General features: G+C 64.7%; 19 protein-coding genes. 11 read left to right on the plus strand and 8 right to left on the minus strand.

Annotation, left to right across the window (positions count from 1 at the left end; all coding sequences use genetic code 11):
• Window positions 1–12: 12 nt before the first annotated feature.
• The 3 genes from O9Z70_RS16075 to O9Z70_RS16085 all read left to right on the plus strand — a co-directional run bounded on the left by O9Z70_RS16075 (window position 13) and on the right by O9Z70_RS16085 (window position 4,924).
• Entirely contained in the window at window positions 13–1,359 is a 1,347-nt protein-coding gene (locus O9Z70_RS16075) for an ammonium transporter (protein WP_286020442.1), read from the plus strand.
• Between the two features lie 153 nt (window positions 1,360–1,512).
• Complete coding sequence (locus O9Z70_RS16080; protein WP_502870206.1) at window positions 1,513–4,212, plus strand: FtsK/SpoIIIE family DNA translocase; 2,700 nt, start codon at window positions 1,513–1,515, stop codon at window positions 4,210–4,212.
• Window positions 4,213–4,294: 82 nt separating this feature from the next.
• Entirely contained in the window at window positions 4,295–4,924 is a 630-nt protein-coding gene (locus tag O9Z70_RS16085) for a LolA family protein (protein ID WP_286020443.1), read from the plus strand.
• On the opposite strand, the gene O9Z70_RS16090 is transcribed toward O9Z70_RS16085, so the two are convergent.
• Window positions 4,921–5,733, minus strand: a complete 813-nt coding sequence (locus O9Z70_RS16090) for an undecaprenyl-diphosphate phosphatase (RefSeq protein ID WP_286020444.1) — start codon at window positions 5,731–5,733, stop codon at window positions 4,921–4,923. The two genes, O9Z70_RS16085 and O9Z70_RS16090, sit on opposite strands and share 4 nt — an antisense overlap.
• 111 nt (window positions 5,734–5,844) lie before the next feature.
• On the opposite strand from O9Z70_RS16090, the gene O9Z70_RS16095 reads away from it, so the two are divergent.
• The 5 genes from O9Z70_RS16095 to O9Z70_RS16115 all read left to right on the plus strand — a co-directional run bounded on the left by O9Z70_RS16095 (window position 5,845) and on the right by O9Z70_RS16115 (window position 9,719).
• Complete coding sequence (locus O9Z70_RS16095; protein ID WP_286020445.1) at window positions 5,845–6,525, plus strand: glutathione S-transferase family protein; 681 nt, start codon at window positions 5,845–5,847, stop codon at window positions 6,523–6,525.
• Between the two features lie 102 nt (window positions 6,526–6,627).
• Complete coding sequence (gene queG / locus O9Z70_RS16100; protein WP_286020446.1) at window positions 6,628–7,770, plus strand: tRNA epoxyqueuosine(34) reductase QueG; 1,143 nt, start codon at window positions 6,628–6,630, stop codon at window positions 7,768–7,770.
• Window positions 7,770–8,642, plus strand: coding sequence for an NAD-dependent epimerase/dehydratase family protein (locus tag O9Z70_RS16105; RefSeq protein WP_286020447.1), 873 nt, complete (start codon window positions 7,770–7,772; stop codon window positions 8,640–8,642). The genes queG and O9Z70_RS16105 overlap by 1 nt, the downstream gene beginning before the upstream one ends.
• Complete coding sequence (locus O9Z70_RS16110) at window positions 8,639–9,289, plus strand: GNAT family N-acetyltransferase (protein ID WP_286020448.1); 651 nt, start codon at window positions 8,639–8,641, stop codon at window positions 9,287–9,289. The genes O9Z70_RS16105 and O9Z70_RS16110 overlap by 4 nt, the downstream gene beginning before the upstream one ends.
• Before the next feature lie 133 nt (window positions 9,290–9,422).
• A complete protein-coding gene (locus O9Z70_RS16115; RefSeq protein ID WP_286020449.1) occupies window positions 9,423–9,719 on the plus strand; it encodes a GIY-YIG nuclease family protein in 297 nt (98 codons plus the stop codon).
• 35 nt (window positions 9,720–9,754) lie between these two features.
• On the opposite strand, the gene O9Z70_RS16120 is transcribed toward O9Z70_RS16115, so the two are convergent.
• Window positions 9,755–10,519, minus strand: a complete 765-nt coding sequence (locus tag O9Z70_RS16120; protein WP_286020450.1) for an alpha/beta hydrolase — start codon at window positions 10,517–10,519, stop codon at window positions 9,755–9,757.
• A gap of 156 nt (window positions 10,520–10,675) precedes the next feature.
• Between O9Z70_RS16120 and infC the strand changes: the two genes are divergently transcribed.
• On the plus strand, window positions 10,676–11,212 hold the full coding sequence (gene infC / locus O9Z70_RS16125) for a translation initiation factor IF-3 (RefSeq protein ID WP_286022038.1): 537 nt from the start codon (window positions 10,676–10,678) through the stop codon (window positions 11,210–11,212).
• A gap of 289 nt (window positions 11,213–11,501) precedes the next feature.
• Here the strand turns inward: infC and O9Z70_RS16130 are convergent, their stop codons facing one another.
• The 3 genes from O9Z70_RS16130 to irrA form a co-directional block, all read right to left on the minus strand.
• Window positions 11,502–12,398 (minus strand): ribokinase, encoded by an 897-nt coding sequence (locus O9Z70_RS16130; protein WP_286020451.1) that lies wholly within the window; start codon window positions 12,396–12,398, stop codon window positions 11,502–11,504.
• Window positions 12,399–12,414: 16 nt separating this feature from the next.
• On the minus strand, window positions 12,415–13,314 hold the full coding sequence (locus O9Z70_RS16135) for an arylamine N-acetyltransferase family protein (RefSeq protein ID WP_286020452.1): 900 nt from the start codon (window positions 13,312–13,314) through the stop codon (window positions 12,415–12,417).
• 110 nt (window positions 13,315–13,424) lie between these two features.
• Window positions 13,425–13,802, minus strand: coding sequence for an iron response transcriptional regulator IrrA (gene irrA, locus O9Z70_RS16140; protein ID WP_502870207.1), 378 nt, complete (start codon window positions 13,800–13,802; stop codon window positions 13,425–13,427).
• A 254-nt stretch (window positions 13,803–14,056) separates the two neighbouring features.
• Between irrA and fabA the strand changes: the two genes are divergently transcribed.
• Both fabA and fabB read left to right on the plus strand, forming a co-directional pair.
• Window positions 14,057–14,581, plus strand: a complete 525-nt coding sequence (fabA, locus tag O9Z70_RS16145) for a 3-hydroxyacyl-[acyl-carrier-protein] dehydratase FabA (RefSeq protein ID WP_286020453.1) — start codon at window positions 14,057–14,059, stop codon at window positions 14,579–14,581.
• An 83-nt stretch (window positions 14,582–14,664) separates the two neighbouring features.
• Complete coding sequence (gene fabB / locus O9Z70_RS16150) at window positions 14,665–15,891, plus strand: beta-ketoacyl-ACP synthase I (RefSeq protein WP_286020454.1); 1,227 nt, start codon at window positions 14,665–14,667, stop codon at window positions 15,889–15,891.
• A 136-nt stretch (window positions 15,892–16,027) separates the two neighbouring features.
• On the opposite strand, the gene O9Z70_RS16155 is transcribed toward fabB, so the two are convergent.
• The 3 genes from O9Z70_RS16155 to O9Z70_RS16165 form a co-directional block, all read right to left on the minus strand.
• The gene (locus O9Z70_RS16155; protein WP_502870208.1) at window positions 16,028–16,690 is read right to left on the minus strand and encodes a HesA/MoeB/ThiF family protein; all 663 of its coding nucleotides are present in this window, start codon (window positions 16,688–16,690) and stop codon (window positions 16,028–16,030) included.
• 79 nt (window positions 16,691–16,769) lie between these two features.
• Window positions 16,770–17,234 (minus strand): dUTP diphosphatase, encoded by a 465-nt coding sequence (gene dut, locus O9Z70_RS16160; protein ID WP_286020456.1) that lies wholly within the window; start codon window positions 17,232–17,234, stop codon window positions 16,770–16,772.
• On the minus strand, window positions 17,231–17,830 hold the full coding sequence (locus O9Z70_RS16165) for a hypothetical protein (protein ID WP_286020457.1): 600 nt from the start codon (window positions 17,828–17,830) through the stop codon (window positions 17,231–17,233). The genes dut and O9Z70_RS16165 overlap by 4 nt, the downstream gene beginning before the upstream one ends.
• Window positions 17,831–17,882: the final 52 nt, after the last annotated feature.

Below are 17,882 nucleotides of genomic sequence, written 5' to 3' on the forward strand. Positions count from 1 at the left end.
CGGAGCTACATCATGTTGTTCAACACATTAAAAATGCTGGGAAGCGTCGTTTCGGCCTTCCTGTTGCTGGTCTTGCCGGCCTTTGCCCAGGAAATTGCCGCCGAGCTGCCTGTGGCAATCGAGGAAATTGCCGCCATCGATGCCGGTGACACCGCCTGGATGCTCGTTTCCACTATCCTCGTCATTCTCATGGTCATCCCGGGCCTGGCCCTGTTCTATGGCGGCCTGGTTCGTTCCAAGAACATCCTGTCGGTGCTGACCCAGGTTTTTGCCGGCTTCTGCCTTATCGCCCTGCTCTGGGTGACCTATGGCTATTCCCTGGCCTTTGGCGGTCCGGAACAAGGCGGCTTCTCGGCCTTTATCGGTGATTTCTCCAATGTGCTGCTCGGTGCTCTCGGTCCCGAAACCCTCGCCGGCACCATTCCCGAATTGGTCTTTGTCTGCTTCCAGCTGACCTTTGCCTGCATCACCGCTACCCTGATCGTCGGCGGCATTGCCGAGCGCATGAAGTTCGGCGCGGTGATGGCGTTCCTGGCCATCTGGTTCACCTTCTCCTATCTGCCCATGGCGCATATGGTGTGGTCGGGCGCCGGCCTTTTGTTCAATATGGGTGCGCTCGATTTTGCCGGCGGCACCGTGGTGCATATCAATTCAGGTGTCGCAGCCTTGATTGCCGCCATCGTGCTTGGCCCCCGCCTCGGCTATTTGAAGGAGCCGATCGCCCCGCATAACCTGGTCTTCGTCTTTATCGGCGCGAGCCTGCTCTGGGTTGGCTGGTTCGGTTTCAATGCCGGCTCGGCCCTGGCTGCGGACGGCGTTGCCGCCCAGGCCTTTCTCAACACCATCACCGCCCCCGCTGCCGCCGCCCTGGCCTGGGCCCTGGGCGAGCGAATCACCCGCGGCCATGCCTCGGCTCTGGGCGCGTTTTCCGGCGCGGTGGCCGGTCTGGTCGCGATCACGCCGGCGGCGGGTTTCTCCGGCACGCTCTGCGCCATCATCCTGGGTGCCATCGCCGGCCTGGTGTGCCTCTGGGCTGTGGTCAGCCTCAAGCCAAAGCTGAAATATGACGACAGTCTCGACGTCTTCGGCATCCATGGCATTGGCGGCATCGTCGGCGCCATCGGCACCGGCATCGTCGCCGATCCGGCCTTGGGCGGGTTCGGCGCCGAGGGCTATGTCATGAGCGGCCAATTGGTCACGCAGGTTCTGGCGGTATCGGTCGCCATCGTCTGGTCGGCGGCCGTGACCTTCATGGCGCTATGGATCGTCCGCATCCTGTTCGGCGGTCTCCGGGTTTCCGACACGGCGGAAAGCGATGGCCTCGATCTCTCGACCCATGGCGAACGCGCCTACAATTGAACCGATCTCGGGCGGCGATATCGCCGCCCGCATCCGGCCGGCCCCGGCAGCGGCAGCGGCGATGGTTAGCACGCGATTAACTACACCAAGCTAGCATGGCGGCATTCGGCCCACTCTGATGGTTTGCGGGCCGGCAACGAGTAATGCGTGTCCATGTCCAGCCATCCCGTCCCCATGATCGACGATATCCGCCCCGCGCCCTCGCGTAGCCGCGGCCGCAATTCCGGCAAAAGCGCCAAGGCGCCGATGCCGCCACCGGCCATCGCCATCCGCATTCCGCTGCGCTTGGCGGGCCTGCTGCTTCTGGCGCTCTGCGCGGTGCTGCTGGCTTCGCTCGCCTCCTGGTCGGTGGACGATCCCTCCCTGTCGCTGGCCACGAGCAAGAGCCCGGCGAATTGGCTGGGCTATCCGGGCGCCGTAATCGCCGATCTGGTCTTCCAGTTCCTGGGCCTCGCCGGCCTGGTCATGGTCGCGCCGCTGGCGCTGTGGGGCTGGGCCATGTCGCGGCGCTATGCCGTGACCCATATGGGCCTGCGCCTGGGCGCCTGGCTGGGCGCGGTCCTATTGTTCGCCGGGGTCTTTTCCTTCATTGAAATGCCGCAAAGCTGGCCCCTGCCCACCGGGCTCGGTGGCCTTGCCGGCATGATATTCTCCACCCTGGCATCGATGATCGCCGGGGACGATCCGCAGCCGGTGACCTCGATCCTCTTTGCCATCATCCTGGCGGCCCCGGCCCTGGCGCTGCTCTGGATCGCCATGGGGCTTGGCGCCGCCGTTCCGGTCAGGCAGCACAGGCCCGCAAGCGGCCGAAAGGCCGAAGAGGCGCCGGAAAGCGAGCCCAATCCCCTGCTGGAAGTGGCGATGGGTGCAGTGGTCCATATGGGCTATTCGCTGCGCACCGCCTTCCGCCGCGCCCGCGCCGCGCACCAGGAACGCCGCGCCGCCGAGGCCATGGACGATTTCGACCAGGCCGAGCCGACCCTGCATGGCGGCGGGCCCGAAGTGGTTTTTGACCGCGAGCCGCATGCAACAACATCGCAGCGCCGCATCCATTCCCCGGCCCCGCTGGTCCAACCCAGCTTCGCCGGCAGCGACCGCATCATGGCGCAGCCCGATTATGACGACACCGCCATCGATTATCCCGATGAGGGAGAGGATGAAAACCTGCCCTTCGTGCCGGATGCGCCCATGCCGGCCCGCACCCAGCGCGGCGATTCGCGTTTCCACCCGGTCGATCCGGCGGCGCCGCGCGTCGCCGTGACCGCGCCGGCGCCCCGCCCTGCTCCGGGACAGCGCGTATTCCGTGAAGCGCAGGGCTCCTTGCTGGACGAGCCGGCAAGCTTCGATCTGCCGGAATTGAGCCTGCTGGCCGAACCCAAACGGTCCGGCCCCTCGGCCGAGCATGCTCCCGCGCGGCTGGAGGCAATGGCGCGCCAGCTCGAAGCCGTGCTCCAGGACTTCGGGGTCAAGGGCGACATTATCAATGTCCGCCCCGGCCCGGTGGTGACGCTGTTCGAGCTGGAGCCGGCTCCGGGCATCAAATCCTCCCGCGTCATCTCCCTGGCCGACGACATTGCCCGCTCAATGAGCGCCATTTCCGCCCGCGTCGCGGTGGTGCCGGGCCGCAATGCCATCGGTATCGAATTGCCGAATCAGAGCCGCGAAACCGTCTATTTCCGCGAAATGCTCGCCTCTTCCGATTTCGAGAAGATGAAGGGCAAGCTGCCGATCTGCCTGGGCAAGACCATTGGCGGCGAGCCGGTGATCGCCGACCTGGCGCGCATGCCGCATCTGCTCATCGCCGGCACCACCGGTTCGGGCAAGTCGGTGGGCATCAATACCTTCATTCTCTCGCTGCTCTACCAGATGACCCCCGAGCAGTGCCGCATGATCATGATCGACCCCAAAATGCTGGAACTCTCGATCTATGACGGCATTCCGCACCTGCTGACCCCGGTGGTCACCGACCCGCAAAAGGCGGTGGTGGCGCTCAAATGGGCGGTGCGCGAAATGGAAGACCGCTATCGCAAGATGAGCAAGATCGGGGTGCGCAATATCGACGGCTTCAACCAGCGGGTCGCCGAAGCCGCCAAGGAAGGCCGCACCATTACCCGCACCGTACAGACCGGTTTCGACCGCGAGACCGGCGAGGCGATCTTCGAAAGCGAAGAATTCGATCTCGAGCCCTTGCCCTATATCGTCGTCATCGTCGACGAAATGGCGGACCTGATGATGGTGGCCGGCAAGGACATCGAAGGCGCCATCCAGCGCCTGGCGCAGATGGCCCGCGCCGCCGGCATCCACATGGTCACCGCCACCCAGCGGCCCTCGGTCGACGTCATCACCGGCACGATCAAGGCCAATTTCCCCACCCGCATCTCCTTCATGGTGACGTCCAAGATCGACAGCCGCACCATTCTTGGCGAGCAGGGCGCCGAGCAATTGCTGGGCAATGGCGACATGCTCTATATGGCGTCGGGCGGCCGCACCAAGCGCCTGCACGGCGCCTTCGTCTCCGATGCCGAGGTGGAAGCGGTGGTCGCTCACCTCAAGAGCCAGGGCAGCCCGGATTATCTCGACAACATCACCGAGGAGGCCGAGGACGGCGCCTTCGGCGAAGGAGGCGGCGATGACGGCTATGCCGGCTCGGGCGATGAGCTCTACGACAAGGCCGTCCATGTCGTTCTCACCGACAAGAAGGCATCCACCTCCTATGTGCAGCGGCGCCTGGGCGTCGGCTATAACAAGGCGGCGACCCTGATCGAGCGCATGGAAAGCGAAGGCGTCATCAGCGCGGCAAACCATGCCGGCAAACGCGAAATCCTGGTCGGCAACAATGCGGATGGCTATTAGGGGACGGGCGGAACTTTCCACCTCTTGCCGCAATTGCTGCCTAGATTAGCGTTCATCGAAAGCCCGCGAGGATGTCCCGCCCATGATTCGACGCCATGCCCTGATGCTCGGTATCGCCGCCGCCTTGGCGCCCGCTTTGCCTGTCCTGGCGCTGGATCGCGCCCTGACGCCCGAAGAGCAGCAATTGATCGCCGAGATCAACGCCCATAATTCCGCGATCCGCACCATGGTGGGGCGGTTCCTGCAGATCGACAGCCAGGGCGGGCGCACCGAAGGGACCTTTTTTCTCCAGCGCCCGGACAAGATCACCTTCCGCTACGCGCCGCCCAGCCGCGAGGAAATCGTCTCCCAGGGTCGCGGCTTCTACGTGCTCGACCGGCGCGAGGAGACCTATTACGCCTATCCGCAGGATTCGATTCCGCTGCGCCAGTTCCTGGGCAGCAGCATCGACCTGCTCAACGCCAATGTGGTCGATGTGACCACGTCCGACGGCTATATCAGCATCACGGTGATCGACAATACGGTTGCCGGCACCGTGCAGGTCTCGCTGATCTTTGACGTCGACACCAAGGACCTGGCGCAATGGACCCTGGTGGAACCTTCGGGGTCCGAGCTCACCTTCTCGCTCTATGACGTGCAGCAGGACGTGGAGATTCCGCCGGCCTTCTTCTCCATCCCCTCGACCTATACGAGCCGCGAGCCGGGCTCCTAAAGCCCGAAAACCAGGATAGCGATCAGCCCGGCGCCGCCCACGGCGATCCGCCACCAGGCGAAGGGGGCGAAGCCGTGGCGCGAGACGAAGTCGAGCAGGTAGCGGACCACCAGCGCGCCGACCACGAAGGCGGCGGCAAAGCCCACGGCGATATTGAGCCCGAGGCTCATATCGATGAGGTCGCGGCTCTTGTAGAGATCGTAGCCGAAGGCGCCGATCATGATCGGCAGGGCGATGAAGAAGGTGAATTCGGCGGCCGAACGCTTGGAGGCGCCGAACAGCATGGCGCCGACCACGGTGGAGCCGGAGCGCGACACGCCCGGAATGAGGCTCAGCATCTGGAACAGCCCGACGATCAGCGCCAGGTGCCAGGGAAAGACATAGATGTCGTCATAGCGGACCTGCTTGGGCATGCGGTCGACGATCAGCAGCACCACGCCGCCGATCAGCAGCGAAATGCAGATCACCAGCGGGGATTCGTAGATTACCTGCTGAATATATTCGCGGAACAGCACCCCGACGATCACGGCGGGAAGCGAGGCGAGGATCACCGCCAGGGCAAAGTGCCACGCATAGGCCTTGCCGGTCAGCGCATCGCGGATGAGCATGCCCAATTTAGCGAAGTAGACGGTGATGACCGCCAGGATCGCCCCGAGCTGGATCAGCACGATGAAGGTCGCCGGCTGGCTGAGACCGAAGAAATGACCGGCCAGCAACAGGTGTCCGGTGGAGCTGACCGGCAGGAATTCGGTAAGCCCTTCGAGAATTCCCAGCACCAGGGGCACAAAAAGACCTTGATCGGCGTTCATCTGATCCCCTAACTCGTTTCATGGGCCGCTTCGCCCATCCTTTAGCTGTGTTCGCTATCAGCGCCAAGCCGAAGGATATAGAGCAGGTCCGCGTCAACCAGAGCGTCGTTCATGCCCAGCCTCGTGCATTATCCCCTCGATCCCGCCTCCCGCCTCATCCGGCTGATGTGCGCCGAATATGGCGTGCCGCTGGACCTGGAGGAGATCAAGCCCTGGCTGCGCGAGGAAGCCCTGCTGGAACTCAATCCCGCCGCCACCCTGCCCATTCTCTTCTTCGATTCCGGAGAAGCGGTGATCGGCATCATGGCGACGATCCATGCGGTGGAGGATTTCTATACGCCCGACGCGGTGGGCGGATTGTTTCCAGCCGATCCGCTGGCGCGGGCCGAGATGTGGCGGCTGGTGGAATGGGTGCTGATCAAGCTCAATGAAGAGGTAACCCGTTATCTCATCGAGGAAAAAATTGCCAAGCGCGATATACGCGGCGCCACCCCCGAGCCCTCGGTGCTGCGGGCGGCCAAGGCCAATCTGGGCGAGCACCTGCTCTATTTCAACTGGCTCCTGGCCAGCCGCAACTGGCTGGGCGGCGACGAGCTGACCCTGGCCGATTTCGCCCTCGCCGCGCATTTCGCCACCCTGGATTATATGGGCGATGTCGATTGGTCCAAAGTGCCGGTCGAAACCCGCGACTGGTATTCGCGCCTCAAATCGCGCCCGGCCTTCCGCACCCTGCTCAATGACCGCGTCGTCGCCATGCCGCCCTCCAAGGGCTATGCGGACCTCGATTTCTAGGCGTTGCCACCGGGGTCGTCCCCGCGAAAGCGGGGGCCTCGGTTTGCGACTTTGCGGCCTTGCACCTAAACAGGGGTTCCCGCTTTCGTGGGAATGACCCGGATGAAGGTTGCAGGCTCCATCTTGCTTGACCCGCAAAAACTTGTTGCCGAGCTCAAGGTCCGCGCCGAGGCGCTGGGCTTCGATGCCTTCGGCATCGCCCGGGCCGATGCGCGGCCCGATCTGCCGGACAAGCTGGCCCATGCCCTGGCCGAGGACTGGCATGCGGGCATGGACTGGATGGCGGAGACCGAGGAACGGCGCGGCGATCCGCAGCGGCTCTGGGATCAGGCGCACTCCGTAATTCTACTTGGGGTGAACTACGGACCCGAAACCGATTCCATGCGCCTGCTGGCGGAAAAGGATATCGGCATCATCTCCGCCTATGCGCGCAATCGCGATTATCACGATATCATCAAGGGGCGGCTGAAGGAATTGGCGGGCCTGTTGGCGCGGCGGAGCGGAGCGGATGTCAAAGTCTTCGTCGATACCGCCCCCCTGATGGAAAAACCCCTGGCCGAAGCCGCCGGCCTGGGCTGGCAGGGCAAGCATTCGGTGCTGGTCAGCCGGGCCTTCGGCTCCTGGCTGTTTCTGGGCGCCATTCTGACCTCGGCCGAACTGCCCGTGGATAAGCCGCATGTGGAAAGCTGCGGCTCCTGCACAAAGTGCCTCGATATCTGCCCCACCAATGCCTTTCCGGCGCCGTTCCGGCTGGATGCGCGAAAGTGCCTGGCCTATTACTCCGTTGAACATAAAGGGCAAATTCCGCGCGAATTCCGCGCGCCCATGGGCAATCGCATCTATGGCTGCGACGATTGCCTGGCCGTCTGCCCCTGGAACAAGTTCGCCTCTATCAGCCGCGAGGCCAAATTGCGCAGCCGGGCCGAATTCGAGCGGCCGGCCCTGGCCGAATTGGCGCAATTGGACGATGCCGGGTTCCGGGCGCTGTTTTCCGGCTCGCCGGTCAAGCGTATCGGCCATAGCCGGTTCATCCGCAACGTCCTGATCGGCATAGGAAATTCTGGAAATGCCGACCTACTGCCCGCTATTCTGGCGCGGCTCGACGATGCCTCGCCCTTGGTGCGCGGCGCCGCCATCTGGGCGCTGCGGCGGCTCGATCCGGCGCGGGCCGAGGCGATAAAACTGGACAGATCGGGGCGCGAAAGCGATAGCGATGTGCGGGCGGAATGGGACGGACCGGTCTGATGCGGGCTTTATTTTTCGGGTTGGGATTTTCGGCGCAGAGCAGCGCGCGTTTCATGCACGAAAGCGGCCAATTCGTTAACACATTGGGAACGGTGAGGACCGCCGATAAGGCCAATTCGTTAGCGGATCGCTATCATCGGACCCTGATTTTCGACGGCAAGATGCCGGGGCCGGCAGTGGGTCCGGCCCTGAAATCAGGCATGACGCATGTGATCATGTCGATCGCCCCGGATGCGGATGGCGATCCGGTGCTGCGCCAGCATCGGGCGGACCTGGATGCGGCCGCCGATCTGCAATGGCTGTGCTATTATTCCACTATCGGGGTCTATGGGGATTTCGGCGGCGAATGGATCGATGAGCGCGCGCCGCTGGTGCCGCGCAATATGCGCTCCGACCTGCGGGTGCTGGCCGAACGGCAATGGCGCGATTACGCGGCGGCGCGCGGCGTGCCGCTCTGCATCCTGCGGCTGGCCGGCATTTACGGGCCGGGGCGGTCGACATTCGACAAATTGCGCCAGGGCACGGCGCGGCGCATCGTCAAGCCCGGCCAGGTCTTCAACCGCATCCATGTCGCCGATATTGGCCGGGTGACCGGCCTGGCGGCGGCCAACAGGCTGGCAGGAACCTTCAATCTCGCCGATGACGAACCGGCGCCGCCCCAGGACGTGATCGCCCATGCCGCCGGCATGATCGGCATGGCTGTGCCCCCGGACCTGCCCTTCGACACGGCGGAGATGACGCCGATGCAGCGCAGCTTTTATCGCGACAACAAGCGGGTGAGCAATGGCGCCATCAAGCAGGCGCTGGGGATCGAGCTGCTCTATCCCGATTACCGCGCCGGCCTCGCCCAGATCCGGGACAGTGAACGATGAGCATCCAGCCCGCCAAATCCGCGCCCCAGCCCGTGGTCCTCCAAGGCCGTTATGTGCGGCTCGAACCTGTCGCCGCCCATCACGCCGCCGATCTCTTCGCCATTTCCGCAGGCGCGGCGGCGGCGGAACGCTATCGCTGGCTGCCGAGCCATCCGCCGGCCAATATCGGCGAGGTCGAAGACTGGATCGCCGCGGTGCAGGACGGAGCGGATCGCTATGTCGCGGTCATCGATCAGGCCAGCGGCCGCGCCGTCGGCCGGCAGGGCTGGCTGCGCGTCTTTCCGCATAACGCCTCCATCGAGATCGGCGGTATCTATTGGGGCCTGCCCATGGCGCGCTCGCCGCTGGCCACGGAGGCCTTCTATCTGTTCGCCCGCCACGCCTTCGACGATCTGGGCTATCGGCGCCTCGAATGGAAATGCAACAATCGCAATGAACCGTCCAAGGCCGCCGCGACCCGTTTCGGCTTCCGCTTCGAAGGATTGTTCCGCCAGGACATGATCGTCAAGGGCGAGAACCGCGACACCGCCTGGTTCTCGATCATCGACAGCGAATGGACGGCGCTGCGCGGCGAATTCGAACGCTGGCTGGCACCGGACAATTTCGACGCCGAAGGAAGGCAGCGGACCAGATTGGCGGTCCGGTAAGAGGAAACCGCGGTCCCCGCCTGCGCGGGGATGACGCGGTAATTTTCCGGTGGCTGGCAGTTTGTTGACGGGCCCCCAATATTGCACCAAAGTCATTCCCGCGAAAGCGGGAACCTCTGTTTAGAGGGGGGCGATGGGACCACAATATTTTGTTTATATCCTCGCCAGTCGTAAATATGGCGCGCTTTATATTGGTGTAACGAGTGATCTCGCCGGGCGGGTTTACATCCATCGCGAAGAGCTGGTGCCGGGCCACACCAGCCGCTACCACATCCATCACTTGGTCTATTTCGAAATTTTCGAGGACGCCGAGAACGCCATCCTGCGCGAGAAGCGGCTGAAGAAATGGCGGCGGGCCTGGAAGATCGCGTTGATTGAGACCGCCAATCCCCGATGGGTCGATCTCTATCCCACCATTGCGGGCGCTTGAACCGCGGTCCCCGCCTGCGCAGGGATGGGGCGCCGCTAAATCATGCCCAGCACCGCCGCGCGCAATCGCTGCAAATCTTCGTCCCGGCTCAGGCGGTGATCGCCATCGGGGATCAGTGTGAAGGTGACGGGGTCGTGCAGGATATGGGTGAGCAGGCGCTGGGCATGGGCTGCCGGAACGTCCGGGTCCTGGCCGCCCTGCAGGATATGCACCGGGCAGCCGGTTTCGATCACCGAGCCCAGCAATTGGTGCCGGGCGCCGTCGGCGATGAAATTGCTGGTATAGCGATAGAGCCCGTCGCCATAGCGGCTTTGGCGCTCGAAATAGCCCTGCCGGTCGAGGTCGCGCTGCTGGTCCGGGGTCATGCGGGCCGGCAATAGGGTAGAGGTGGCGTCCACCGCCGGGGCGATCAGCACCAGCCCTTTGAGCGGCTTGCCCTTGGCCAATTGGCGGCGCGCCAGCAACAGGCCGATCCAGCCGCCCATCGACGAGCCGCAGACGATCTGCGGGCCATGGGTGCGGGCGAGGACCGCTTCGGCCTCTTCCAGCCAGCGGCTGATGGTGCCGTCATCGAAATGCCCGCCCGACTGGCCGTCGCCGGAATAATCGAAACGGGTGACCGCCAGGCCCTTTTCGGCGCCCAGGGCATCGAGCGACATGGCCTTGGCGCCGCTCATCACCGAACGGAAGCCGTTGAGCCAGAACAGGCCGGGCGCCGCGCCGGAGCGCTGCTCCACCGCGATGTCGCGGGCCTCGAATCCGGCGCCGAGGGTGAGACGAAATCGATTGAGGGAACTCATGGGCGGATTCTGACTTTTCTTTTCTGCGGAAGTGCTGCGTCTCTGCGGCGCAACAGCGAAGAAATCGCTGGTTGCGCCAGTTGACTTTGCGCCCCGCTAGCACGATTTTAGAGCCGATTTCATCCCCTGGTATCAATAGCATAAGGAAAGCTTGCCATTCGCCGTCCCATGAGACCCGTTGCGCCCCAGAAAGATGGGCCGCTTGCCAACGAGGACATCACCAGCCCCGACGTTCAACTCATTGATGCAGAAGGTGAAAACCGCGGCATTGTAGGAACGCGTGAGGCGCTGGCCGAAGCGCAGGAAGCCGGGCTCGACCTGGTTCTGATCGCCGCCAATTCCAATCCGCCCGTGGCCAAGATGCTCGATCTCGGGCGCTACAAATATGCCGCCCAGAAGAAGGCGGCCGAAACGCGCAAGAAACAGAAGGTCATCGAGGTCAAGGAAGTTCAGATGCGTCCGAACATCGATGACCACGATTACGAGACCAAGATGAAGGCCGTGCATCGGTTCCTCGGCGAGGGTGACCGGGTCAAGGTGACGCTGCGGTTCCGCGGCCGCGAAATGGCGCACCAGGAACTGGGCCTGCAATTGCTGCTCAAGGTCCGGGAACAGACCGAAACCATCGCCAAGGTGGAAAGCCAGCCGCGCTCGGAAGGCCGCCAGATGGTCATGGTGCTGGCCCCCAGGTAAACGCCGGGCAACACAATGTTTGAAGAAGCGGGCCGCATGGCCCGCTTTTTTGTTGGGTGTCCGCGCGCGGAGCTCAGGGTGAGCCGGCTGCGCTTTTGACGCAATCGGCGCCTCACCCCGCTCGTCACCCTCGCGCTTGACGCGAGGGTTCTTTGTTTGTGGACCTGCCGCAAGAGCCCTCGCGTTTGACGCGAGGGCTCTCGCGATGCCGGTAACGCCCTCGCGTCAAGCGCGAGGGTGACGAGTGGGGGGCGGGGGAGACGCCGATTCCGTCAAAGCCGGAAGGGCTTCAGGCTTTCAGAACCGCGTCGACCTCTGCTTTGGTGGGAATCGCCGGCTGGGCGCCCGGTTTGAGGCAGGCGAGGCTGCCGGCCGTTGCGGCGCGGCGCAGGGCCTGTTCGAGCCCGAGCCCGGCATCGAGCGCGGCGGCGAGATAGCCGCAGAAGGTGTCGCCGGCGCCTACCGTGTCGACGGGCTCGACCTTGTGGGCTGGCACGGCCAGCGCGCCATCGGGGGTGACGGCCCGGGCGCCATCGGGGCCGAGGGTGACGACGATGGTGCGGCCGGTCTGCCGCACCCAATCGGCCATGGCCGCGTCCAGCTCGGCGATCGGCCGGCCGGAGAGCAGCGAGAATTCGGTCTCATTGGCGATGACGATATCAGCGAGCGGCGCCAGTTCGGCGGTGTCGGCCAGGTAGGGGGCGGTATTGAGCACGCTGCGCGCCCCCCTTTCCCGCGCGATTTCCAGCGCCCGGCGGGTCGCGGTCTGCGGCACTTCCTGCTGGACCAGAAGAATATCGTCGGCGCCGAGATTTTTAAGGCCGGTTTCGGCGTCCGCGGCGCTGAGCGTGCCATTGGCGCCGGGAAGGATGGCGATGACGTTCTCGCCCTGCTCGTCGACGAAGATCATGGCGATGCCGGTGGCGGCCTCGGCCCTGCGGAGCTGGGAGAGGTCGACGCCGCCCTCGTCGAGCAGCCGCGTCGCCAGGGCGGCGAAGGCGTCGTCGCCCACCGCCGAGACATGCAGCACCTCGGCGCCGGCGCGCCGCGCCGCCAGCGCCTGATTGGCGCCCTTGCCGCCCGGGGCCATGGAAAAGGTGCCGCCCGCCACGGTTTCACCCGGCTGGGGCAGGCGGGTGACGGTACCGATCTGGTCGAGATTGGTGGAGCCGAAAATGGTGATCATTGCGGAAGCGTCTCTATCATGGTCCGGAATCGAGCGGCTGCTCCGGCTCCGGCGCCGGCTCCGGCGCCGGTTCGGCCGGCGGTTCGGCCGGCGGGGGGACCGGGGGCAGGAATTGCGCCAGGGCCGGTTCGAGCCGCTCGTCATTGGGCAAGGTCAGCCCGAATTCCTCGGTCAGCACCGAGCGCAGCGTCTCCATCCGGGTGATCTCGCGCTTTTCGGCGTCCGCCTCGGCCCTCTGCACGGTGAAATCGGCATTATGCAGCTTGAGCCGGCGTCCGCCCGGGGACAGGGCGACGCGCAATTCATGGGTGAACGGGGAGGCGGGGTCGGCGGCGATGGCCTGGTTGAGCAGGGCGATGGCGTCCTCGCTGACCGGATCGAGATTGAAGCTATAGAGGGCGCGCCAATCCTCGCCGATCCTGGCTTCCAGCGTCCAGTCGGGATCGCCGCCGCTGAGGCGGAAGGTCTCGTGCGGCGTTTCCTGCTCCACCCCGGCGCGCAGGCGCAGCGGCGCGGTCAGCGTCAATCCGCCAAAGCCGACATCGGCGATATAATTCTGGCCGTTGACCTCGACCAGCAGCAGCATATGGCTGGGCGGCCGCTCCAGATGGTCGGGATTGTTCCAGATCACCCGGGCGAGGAGCGGACGGGTGGTGTAATCGAGGTCTTCGAGCATGCGCTTGAACAGCAGATTGTGCTCGAAACAATAGCCGCCGCGCTTTTCGGCCAGGAACTTGCGTTCCAGGCTGGGCTGGTCGAGCCGCACCGGCTCGCCCATCAGCGGATTGAGATTTTCAAACGGGATGATCGCGGGATGCAGCGCATGCAGCATTCCCAGAGTCGCCAATGTAGGTGCGATGGAGCCGGCAAAGCCGATTCGCTCGAAATAGGCGTTCAGATTGACCTTTTCAGGCATCGACCACCTTTGCTGCTGTTGAAACCGGCCCCAATATGGGCAAGCCGAAGCGCTTTGTCACGAGCGGCTAATGTCGCGGCGATGCCTGCAAGAGGCTTGACAGATCCGGATCAGGCCGGGGTCTTGCGGACGCGGATCACCACATCGACATGCGCCACTTCCATGCCGGCCGGCGCCGCCGGCAGCGACTTGAAGGCGACCGCCTCGGCGGGAATGTCGATCATCCGCTGCTCTTCTTCCACGAAGAAGTGATGATGGTCCGAAGTGTCGGTGTCGAAATAGGAGCGCGAGGCGTCGATGGCGACTTCGCGCAGCAGCCCGGCTTCATGGAATTGATGCAGGGTATTGTAGATGGTGGCCAGCGAGACATTGACCTTGGCGGTGCCGGCCTCGGCATGCAATTGCTCGGCGCTGACATGGCGGTGCGGGCCGCCGAACAGCAATTCGGCCAGCGCCACCCGCTGGCGGGTCGGGCGGAGCCCGGCCATGCGGAGAACCGCCGTCAGGCAGGGTTTGCGGGACGGAAGGGGCCGGGCGGCAAGGCTGCTTTCGGTCATGGGGCCGGAATGCTCGTCATAGGTCCAAAAATCCAACTTTCCTTATAGTGTCACGCGCTTGCGGAAACAAGTTGCCCCGCCGCCGCAGCCCGCCGCTACCGGCCGGCGCCGCGCCTTTCGGCTGGCTTGACCCCCAAACGGCACCTCTATACGAGACAAAGCTCGATAGAAAGCGGGGACCTTCCATGGCCGAGCGGCAACACGCATTTGGATATGAAGAACTGCTGGCCCATGGCAGAGGCGAACTGCCCGGCCAGATGGACGCCCGCCTGCCGGCGCCGCCCATGCTGATGTTCGATCGCATCACCCATATCGAGGAGAGCGACGGCGCCTATGGCAAGGGCTATGTGGTCGCCGAACTCGATCTCAATCCGGACCTGTGGTTCTTCCAGTGCCATTTTCTCGGCGACCCGGTCATGCCGGGCTGCCTGGGGCTCGATGCGCTCTGGCAGATGACCGGCTTCTTCCTCGGCTGGTCGGGCTCGCCCGGCCGCGGCCGCGCCCTGGGCGGCGAGATCAAGTTCACCGGCCAGGCGACCAATGACAAGAAGCTGCTGGAATACCGCATCGACATCAAGCGGCATATGCGCTCGCCCCTGCCCTTCGGCATCGCCACCGGCACCGTCAAGGCGGATGGCGAGCTCATCTATGTCGCCGAAAATCTCCGGGTCGGCCTCATTCCGGTCGCCGGAACGCAGAAAAACCCCTGACAGGGATGAAATGATCCGAATTTGCACAACATAAGACGAAACGCCTGCCTCAAGGCCCCGAACAAGACTAAGGCGAGGACATTATGAGACGAGTTGTCGTCACCGGCATGGGTATCATTTCCTCGATCGGCAATTCGCTGGACGAGGTCACTGCGAGCCTGCGGGCCGCCAAGCCCGGCATCGTCACGGCGCCAGATTATGCCGAATTGGGTTTCCGCAGCCAGGTCAAGGGCGATCCGGGCCTCGACCCGTTCGAAGTGCTCGACCGCCGCGTCACCCGCTTCATGGGCAAGGGCGCCGCCTGGAACTACCTCGCCATGCAGCAGGCCATCGCCGATGCGGGGCTGGAGGACAGCGACATTTCCAACCCGATGACCGGCATCGTCATGGGCTCGGGCGGCGCTTCCACCCGCACCATCGTCGAGGCGGCGGACGTCACCCGCAAGAATACCAGCCCCAAGCGCATCGGGCCGCTGGCCGTGCCCAAGGCCATGGGCTCGACCGCCTCGGCGACGCTGGCCACCGCCTTCGGCATCAAGGGCATCAACTATTCGATCACCGCCGCCTGCGCCACCTCCAAACATTGCATCGGCAATGCCGCCGAGAACATCATGCTGGGCAAGCAGGACATCGTCTTTGCCGGCGGCCACGAGGACCTCGACTGGACGCTGTCGGACCTGTTCGACGCCATGGGCGCCATGAGTTCGGACTTCAACGACACCCCGGAAAAGGCCTCCCGGGCCTATGACGCGGCGCGCGACGGCTTCGTCATTTCCGGCGGCGCCGGGGTGCTGGTGCTCGAGGAATACGAACACGCCAAGGCGCGCGGCGCCAGGATCTGGGCGGAAGTGGTGGGCTATGGCGCCACTTCCGACGGCCTCGACATGGTCGCGCCCTCGGGCGAAGGGGCCGAGCGCTGCATGCGCATGGCGCTGCAAAACGTCAAGGCGCCCATCGACTACATCAATCCGCACGCCACCTCGACACCGGTGGGGGATCTCAAGGAAATCGAGGCCCTGCGCGCCGTTTTCGGCAATGGCGACAAATGCCCGCCGATCTCGGCCACCAAGTCGCTGACCGGCCATAGCCAGGGCGCGACCGGCGTGCATGAATCGATCTATTCGATCCTGATGATGAAGCACCGCTTCATCGCCGAAAGCGCCAATATCGACGTGCTGGACCCCGCCTTCGAGGACATGCCCATCCTCCGCCAGCGCCGCGACGATGTCGACCTGGCCCATGTGCTGTCCAATTCGTTCGGCTTCGGCGGCACCAATGCGGCGCTGGTGTTCAAGCATCCGGAGGCTTGAGGGGCCGCGACCTCGTGGATCGACAAGCTCGCCATGAGGTCTATGAGCAGTCAACCGGCCTCTCCCAGACCTCACCCTGACCCTTCGACAGGTTCAGGATGTCGAAAGGCGCGGTCGGTCACGCCGTGACATCCCCTCAATAGCTTAATTCCGAAAAACCGCCCTCGCGGCCGTCATAGACCAGCACTCGTCCGATCAGCGGCTTGCCGATGCCGGTGATCAGCTTGATCGCCTCCATGGCCATCAGCGCGCCGATCACCCCGGTGACCGGGCCGAGAATGCCATTGGCTTCGCAGGAGGGCAGGGCATCGTCGCTGGCTTCGGGGGGAAAGAGCGCCTCGTGGCCGGGGCTGCCCAGATGCGGCGCGAAGATCGTGACCTGGCCGGAAAACATCGACACGGCGCCCGAAACCAGCGGCCGGCGCAGGCGCGCGGCGGCGGCGGCGACGCTGCGGCGGGTGGCGAGATTGTCGGTGCCGTCGAGGACCAGATCGTAAGGCGCGAGGATTTCGGCGCCATTGTCCGGGGTGATCAGGGTCGGGAACAGGTCGAGCCGCACATGCGGATTGAGCGCGGCGACGAAACGTCCGGCATTTTCGGCCTTGTTGCGGCCGATATCGTCGCCGGCATGGACGATCTGGCGTTGCAGATTGGAGAGCGAGACGGTGTCGGGATCGGCGATGCCCAGCCGGCCGATGCCGGCGGCGGCGAGATAGGCGATGGCCGGGCTGCCCAGCCCGCCGGCGCCGACGATCAGGACCTTGGCCGCCTTGAGTTTCTGCTGGCCCACGCCGCCCATGCCCTTGAGCACCAGGTGGCGGGCATAGCGGCGGGTCTCTTCCGGCGATAGCGGCGCCTGGCGGCCGGGATCGGTATTGCTAGACGCGCCCGGTCGATCCGAAGCCGCCGGCTCCCCGCTCGGTTTCATCCAATTCGTCTCCCGTAACGAAACGCGGCTGCAGCACCGGCGCCACCACCATCTGGGCGATACGCTCGCCCCGCTCGATGGTAAAGGCTTCCTCGCCCAGATTGATGACGATCACCATGACCTCGCCCCGATAATCGGCGTCGATCGTGCCGGGGGCGTTGAGGACGGCGATGCCGTGCCTGGCCGCCAGGCCGGAGCGCGGCCGGATCTGGGCTTCGTAGCCGACGGGCAGCGCCATGGCAAAGCCGCAGGGCACGATGGCCCGCTTGCCGGGCTGGAGTTCCAGCGGCTCGCCTTCCGGCAGGGCGGCGCGCAGGTCCGCTCCGGCGGCCAGCGCGCTGGCCGCCCTTGGCAATGGCAGGCCCGCGCCATGCGGCAGCCATTTGAGGCGAATGGCGGGGCCGGCCTCGCTCACGGAGCGCGCACCACCGCATAGAGCTCGTCCGGCAGGTCGAGCGTGCCGTTGATGAGATCGAGCATGGGAATGGCCTGGCTGGCGCTCCTTCCATCGGCGGCGCGGTTCATATTGGTATCGACCACTTCGGCGCCGGAGAAGGAGACGGTGATATTGTGGCCCTCGAAAAAGGCGACGACCATCTGCATAGTGTCCTCGTCCAGGTCCTCGTCGAGGCCCATTTCCGCTTTCATGTCCTCGGTCGGCAGCGCAATGCGCACCAGGCCCGGACCGGCTTCGGTGAAGCGCATGCCGCCTTCTTCCTGGCCCAGATCGAGATCGGCGAAGGGGCCCTCCTCGGTCATCGAGCAGGTGGCGCTGCCATCGGCATTCTCGCTCAGCACGCCGTCGTCGCAGAAACCAGACTCGTCGCTGTCCTCGCTCTCGGCCCCCATCTTGACCATGGCATAGAGTTCGGCGCCCATGGTCTGGGTCATGGTGGCGCGCGCCGTGGTCTGGCTGGTAAGCGCCACGTCGATATCGACATCGACGCAGGCGGCGAGGCCCAGGGTCAGCAGGGTGACGCCGGCCAGTTTGCCGAACAGATTGAAATGCATGAAACAGCTCCCTTGTGCGGCCGGGCCGCGATCGGGGGCAATCTAGTGGGAG

Origin of the sequence: Devosia sp. YIM 151766, from assembly GCF_030285925.1 — a bacterium.
In the GTDB taxonomy this organism is placed as follows: Bacteria; Pseudomonadota; Alphaproteobacteria; order Rhizobiales; family Devosiaceae; genus Devosia.

Bases quoted from the DNA above. Each gene is read 5' to 3' on its own strand.
- O9Z70_RS16075 (WP_286020442.1), top strand. From the start codon at position 13: ATGTTGTTCAACACATTAAAAATGCTGGGAAGCGTCGTTTCGGCCTTC.
- O9Z70_RS16080 (WP_502870206.1), top strand. From the start codon at position 1,513: ATGTCCAGCCATCCCGTCCCCATGATCGACGATATCCGCCCCGCGCCC.
- O9Z70_RS16085 (WP_286020443.1), top strand. From the start codon at position 4,295: ATGATTCGACGCCATGCCCTGATGCTCGGTATCGCCGCCGCCTTGGCG.
- O9Z70_RS16090 (WP_286020444.1), bottom strand. From the start codon at position 5,733: ATGAACGCCGATCAAGGTCTTTTTGTGCCCCTGGTGCTGGGAATTCTC.
- O9Z70_RS16095 (WP_286020445.1), top strand. From the start codon at position 5,845: ATGCCCAGCCTCGTGCATTATCCCCTCGATCCCGCCTCCCGCCTCATC.
- queG (WP_286020446.1), top strand. From the start codon at position 6,628: ATGAAGGTTGCAGGCTCCATCTTGCTTGACCCGCAAAAACTTGTTGCC.
- O9Z70_RS16105 (WP_286020447.1), top strand. From the start codon at position 7,770: ATGCGGGCTTTATTTTTCGGGTTGGGATTTTCGGCGCAGAGCAGCGCG.
- O9Z70_RS16110 (WP_286020448.1), top strand. From the start codon at position 8,639: ATGAGCATCCAGCCCGCCAAATCCGCGCCCCAGCCCGTGGTCCTCCAA.
- O9Z70_RS16115 (WP_286020449.1), top strand. From the start codon at position 9,423: ATGGGACCACAATATTTTGTTTATATCCTCGCCAGTCGTAAATATGGC.
- O9Z70_RS16120 (WP_286020450.1), bottom strand. From the start codon at position 10,519: ATGAGTTCCCTCAATCGATTTCGTCTCACCCTCGGCGCCGGATTCGAG.
- O9Z70_RS16130 (WP_286020451.1), bottom strand. From the start codon at position 12,398: ATGATCACCATTTTCGGCTCCACCAATCTCGACCAGATCGGTACCGTC.
- O9Z70_RS16135 (WP_286020452.1), bottom strand. From the start codon at position 13,314: ATGCCTGAAAAGGTCAATCTGAACGCCTATTTCGAGCGAATCGGCTTT.
- irrA (WP_502870207.1), bottom strand. From the start codon at position 13,802: ATGGCCGGGCTCCGCCCGACCCGCCAGCGGGTGGCGCTGGCCGAATTG.
- fabA (WP_286020453.1), top strand. From the start codon at position 14,057: ATGGCCGAGCGGCAACACGCATTTGGATATGAAGAACTGCTGGCCCAT.
- fabB (WP_286020454.1), top strand. From the start codon at position 14,665: ATGAGACGAGTTGTCGTCACCGGCATGGGTATCATTTCCTCGATCGGC.
- O9Z70_RS16155 (WP_502870208.1), bottom strand. From the start codon at position 16,690: ATGGGCGGCGTGGGCCAGCAGAAACTCAAGGCGGCCAAGGTCCTGATC.
- O9Z70_RS16165 (WP_286020457.1), bottom strand. From the start codon at position 17,830: ATGCATTTCAATCTGTTCGGCAAACTGGCCGGCGTCACCCTGCTGACC.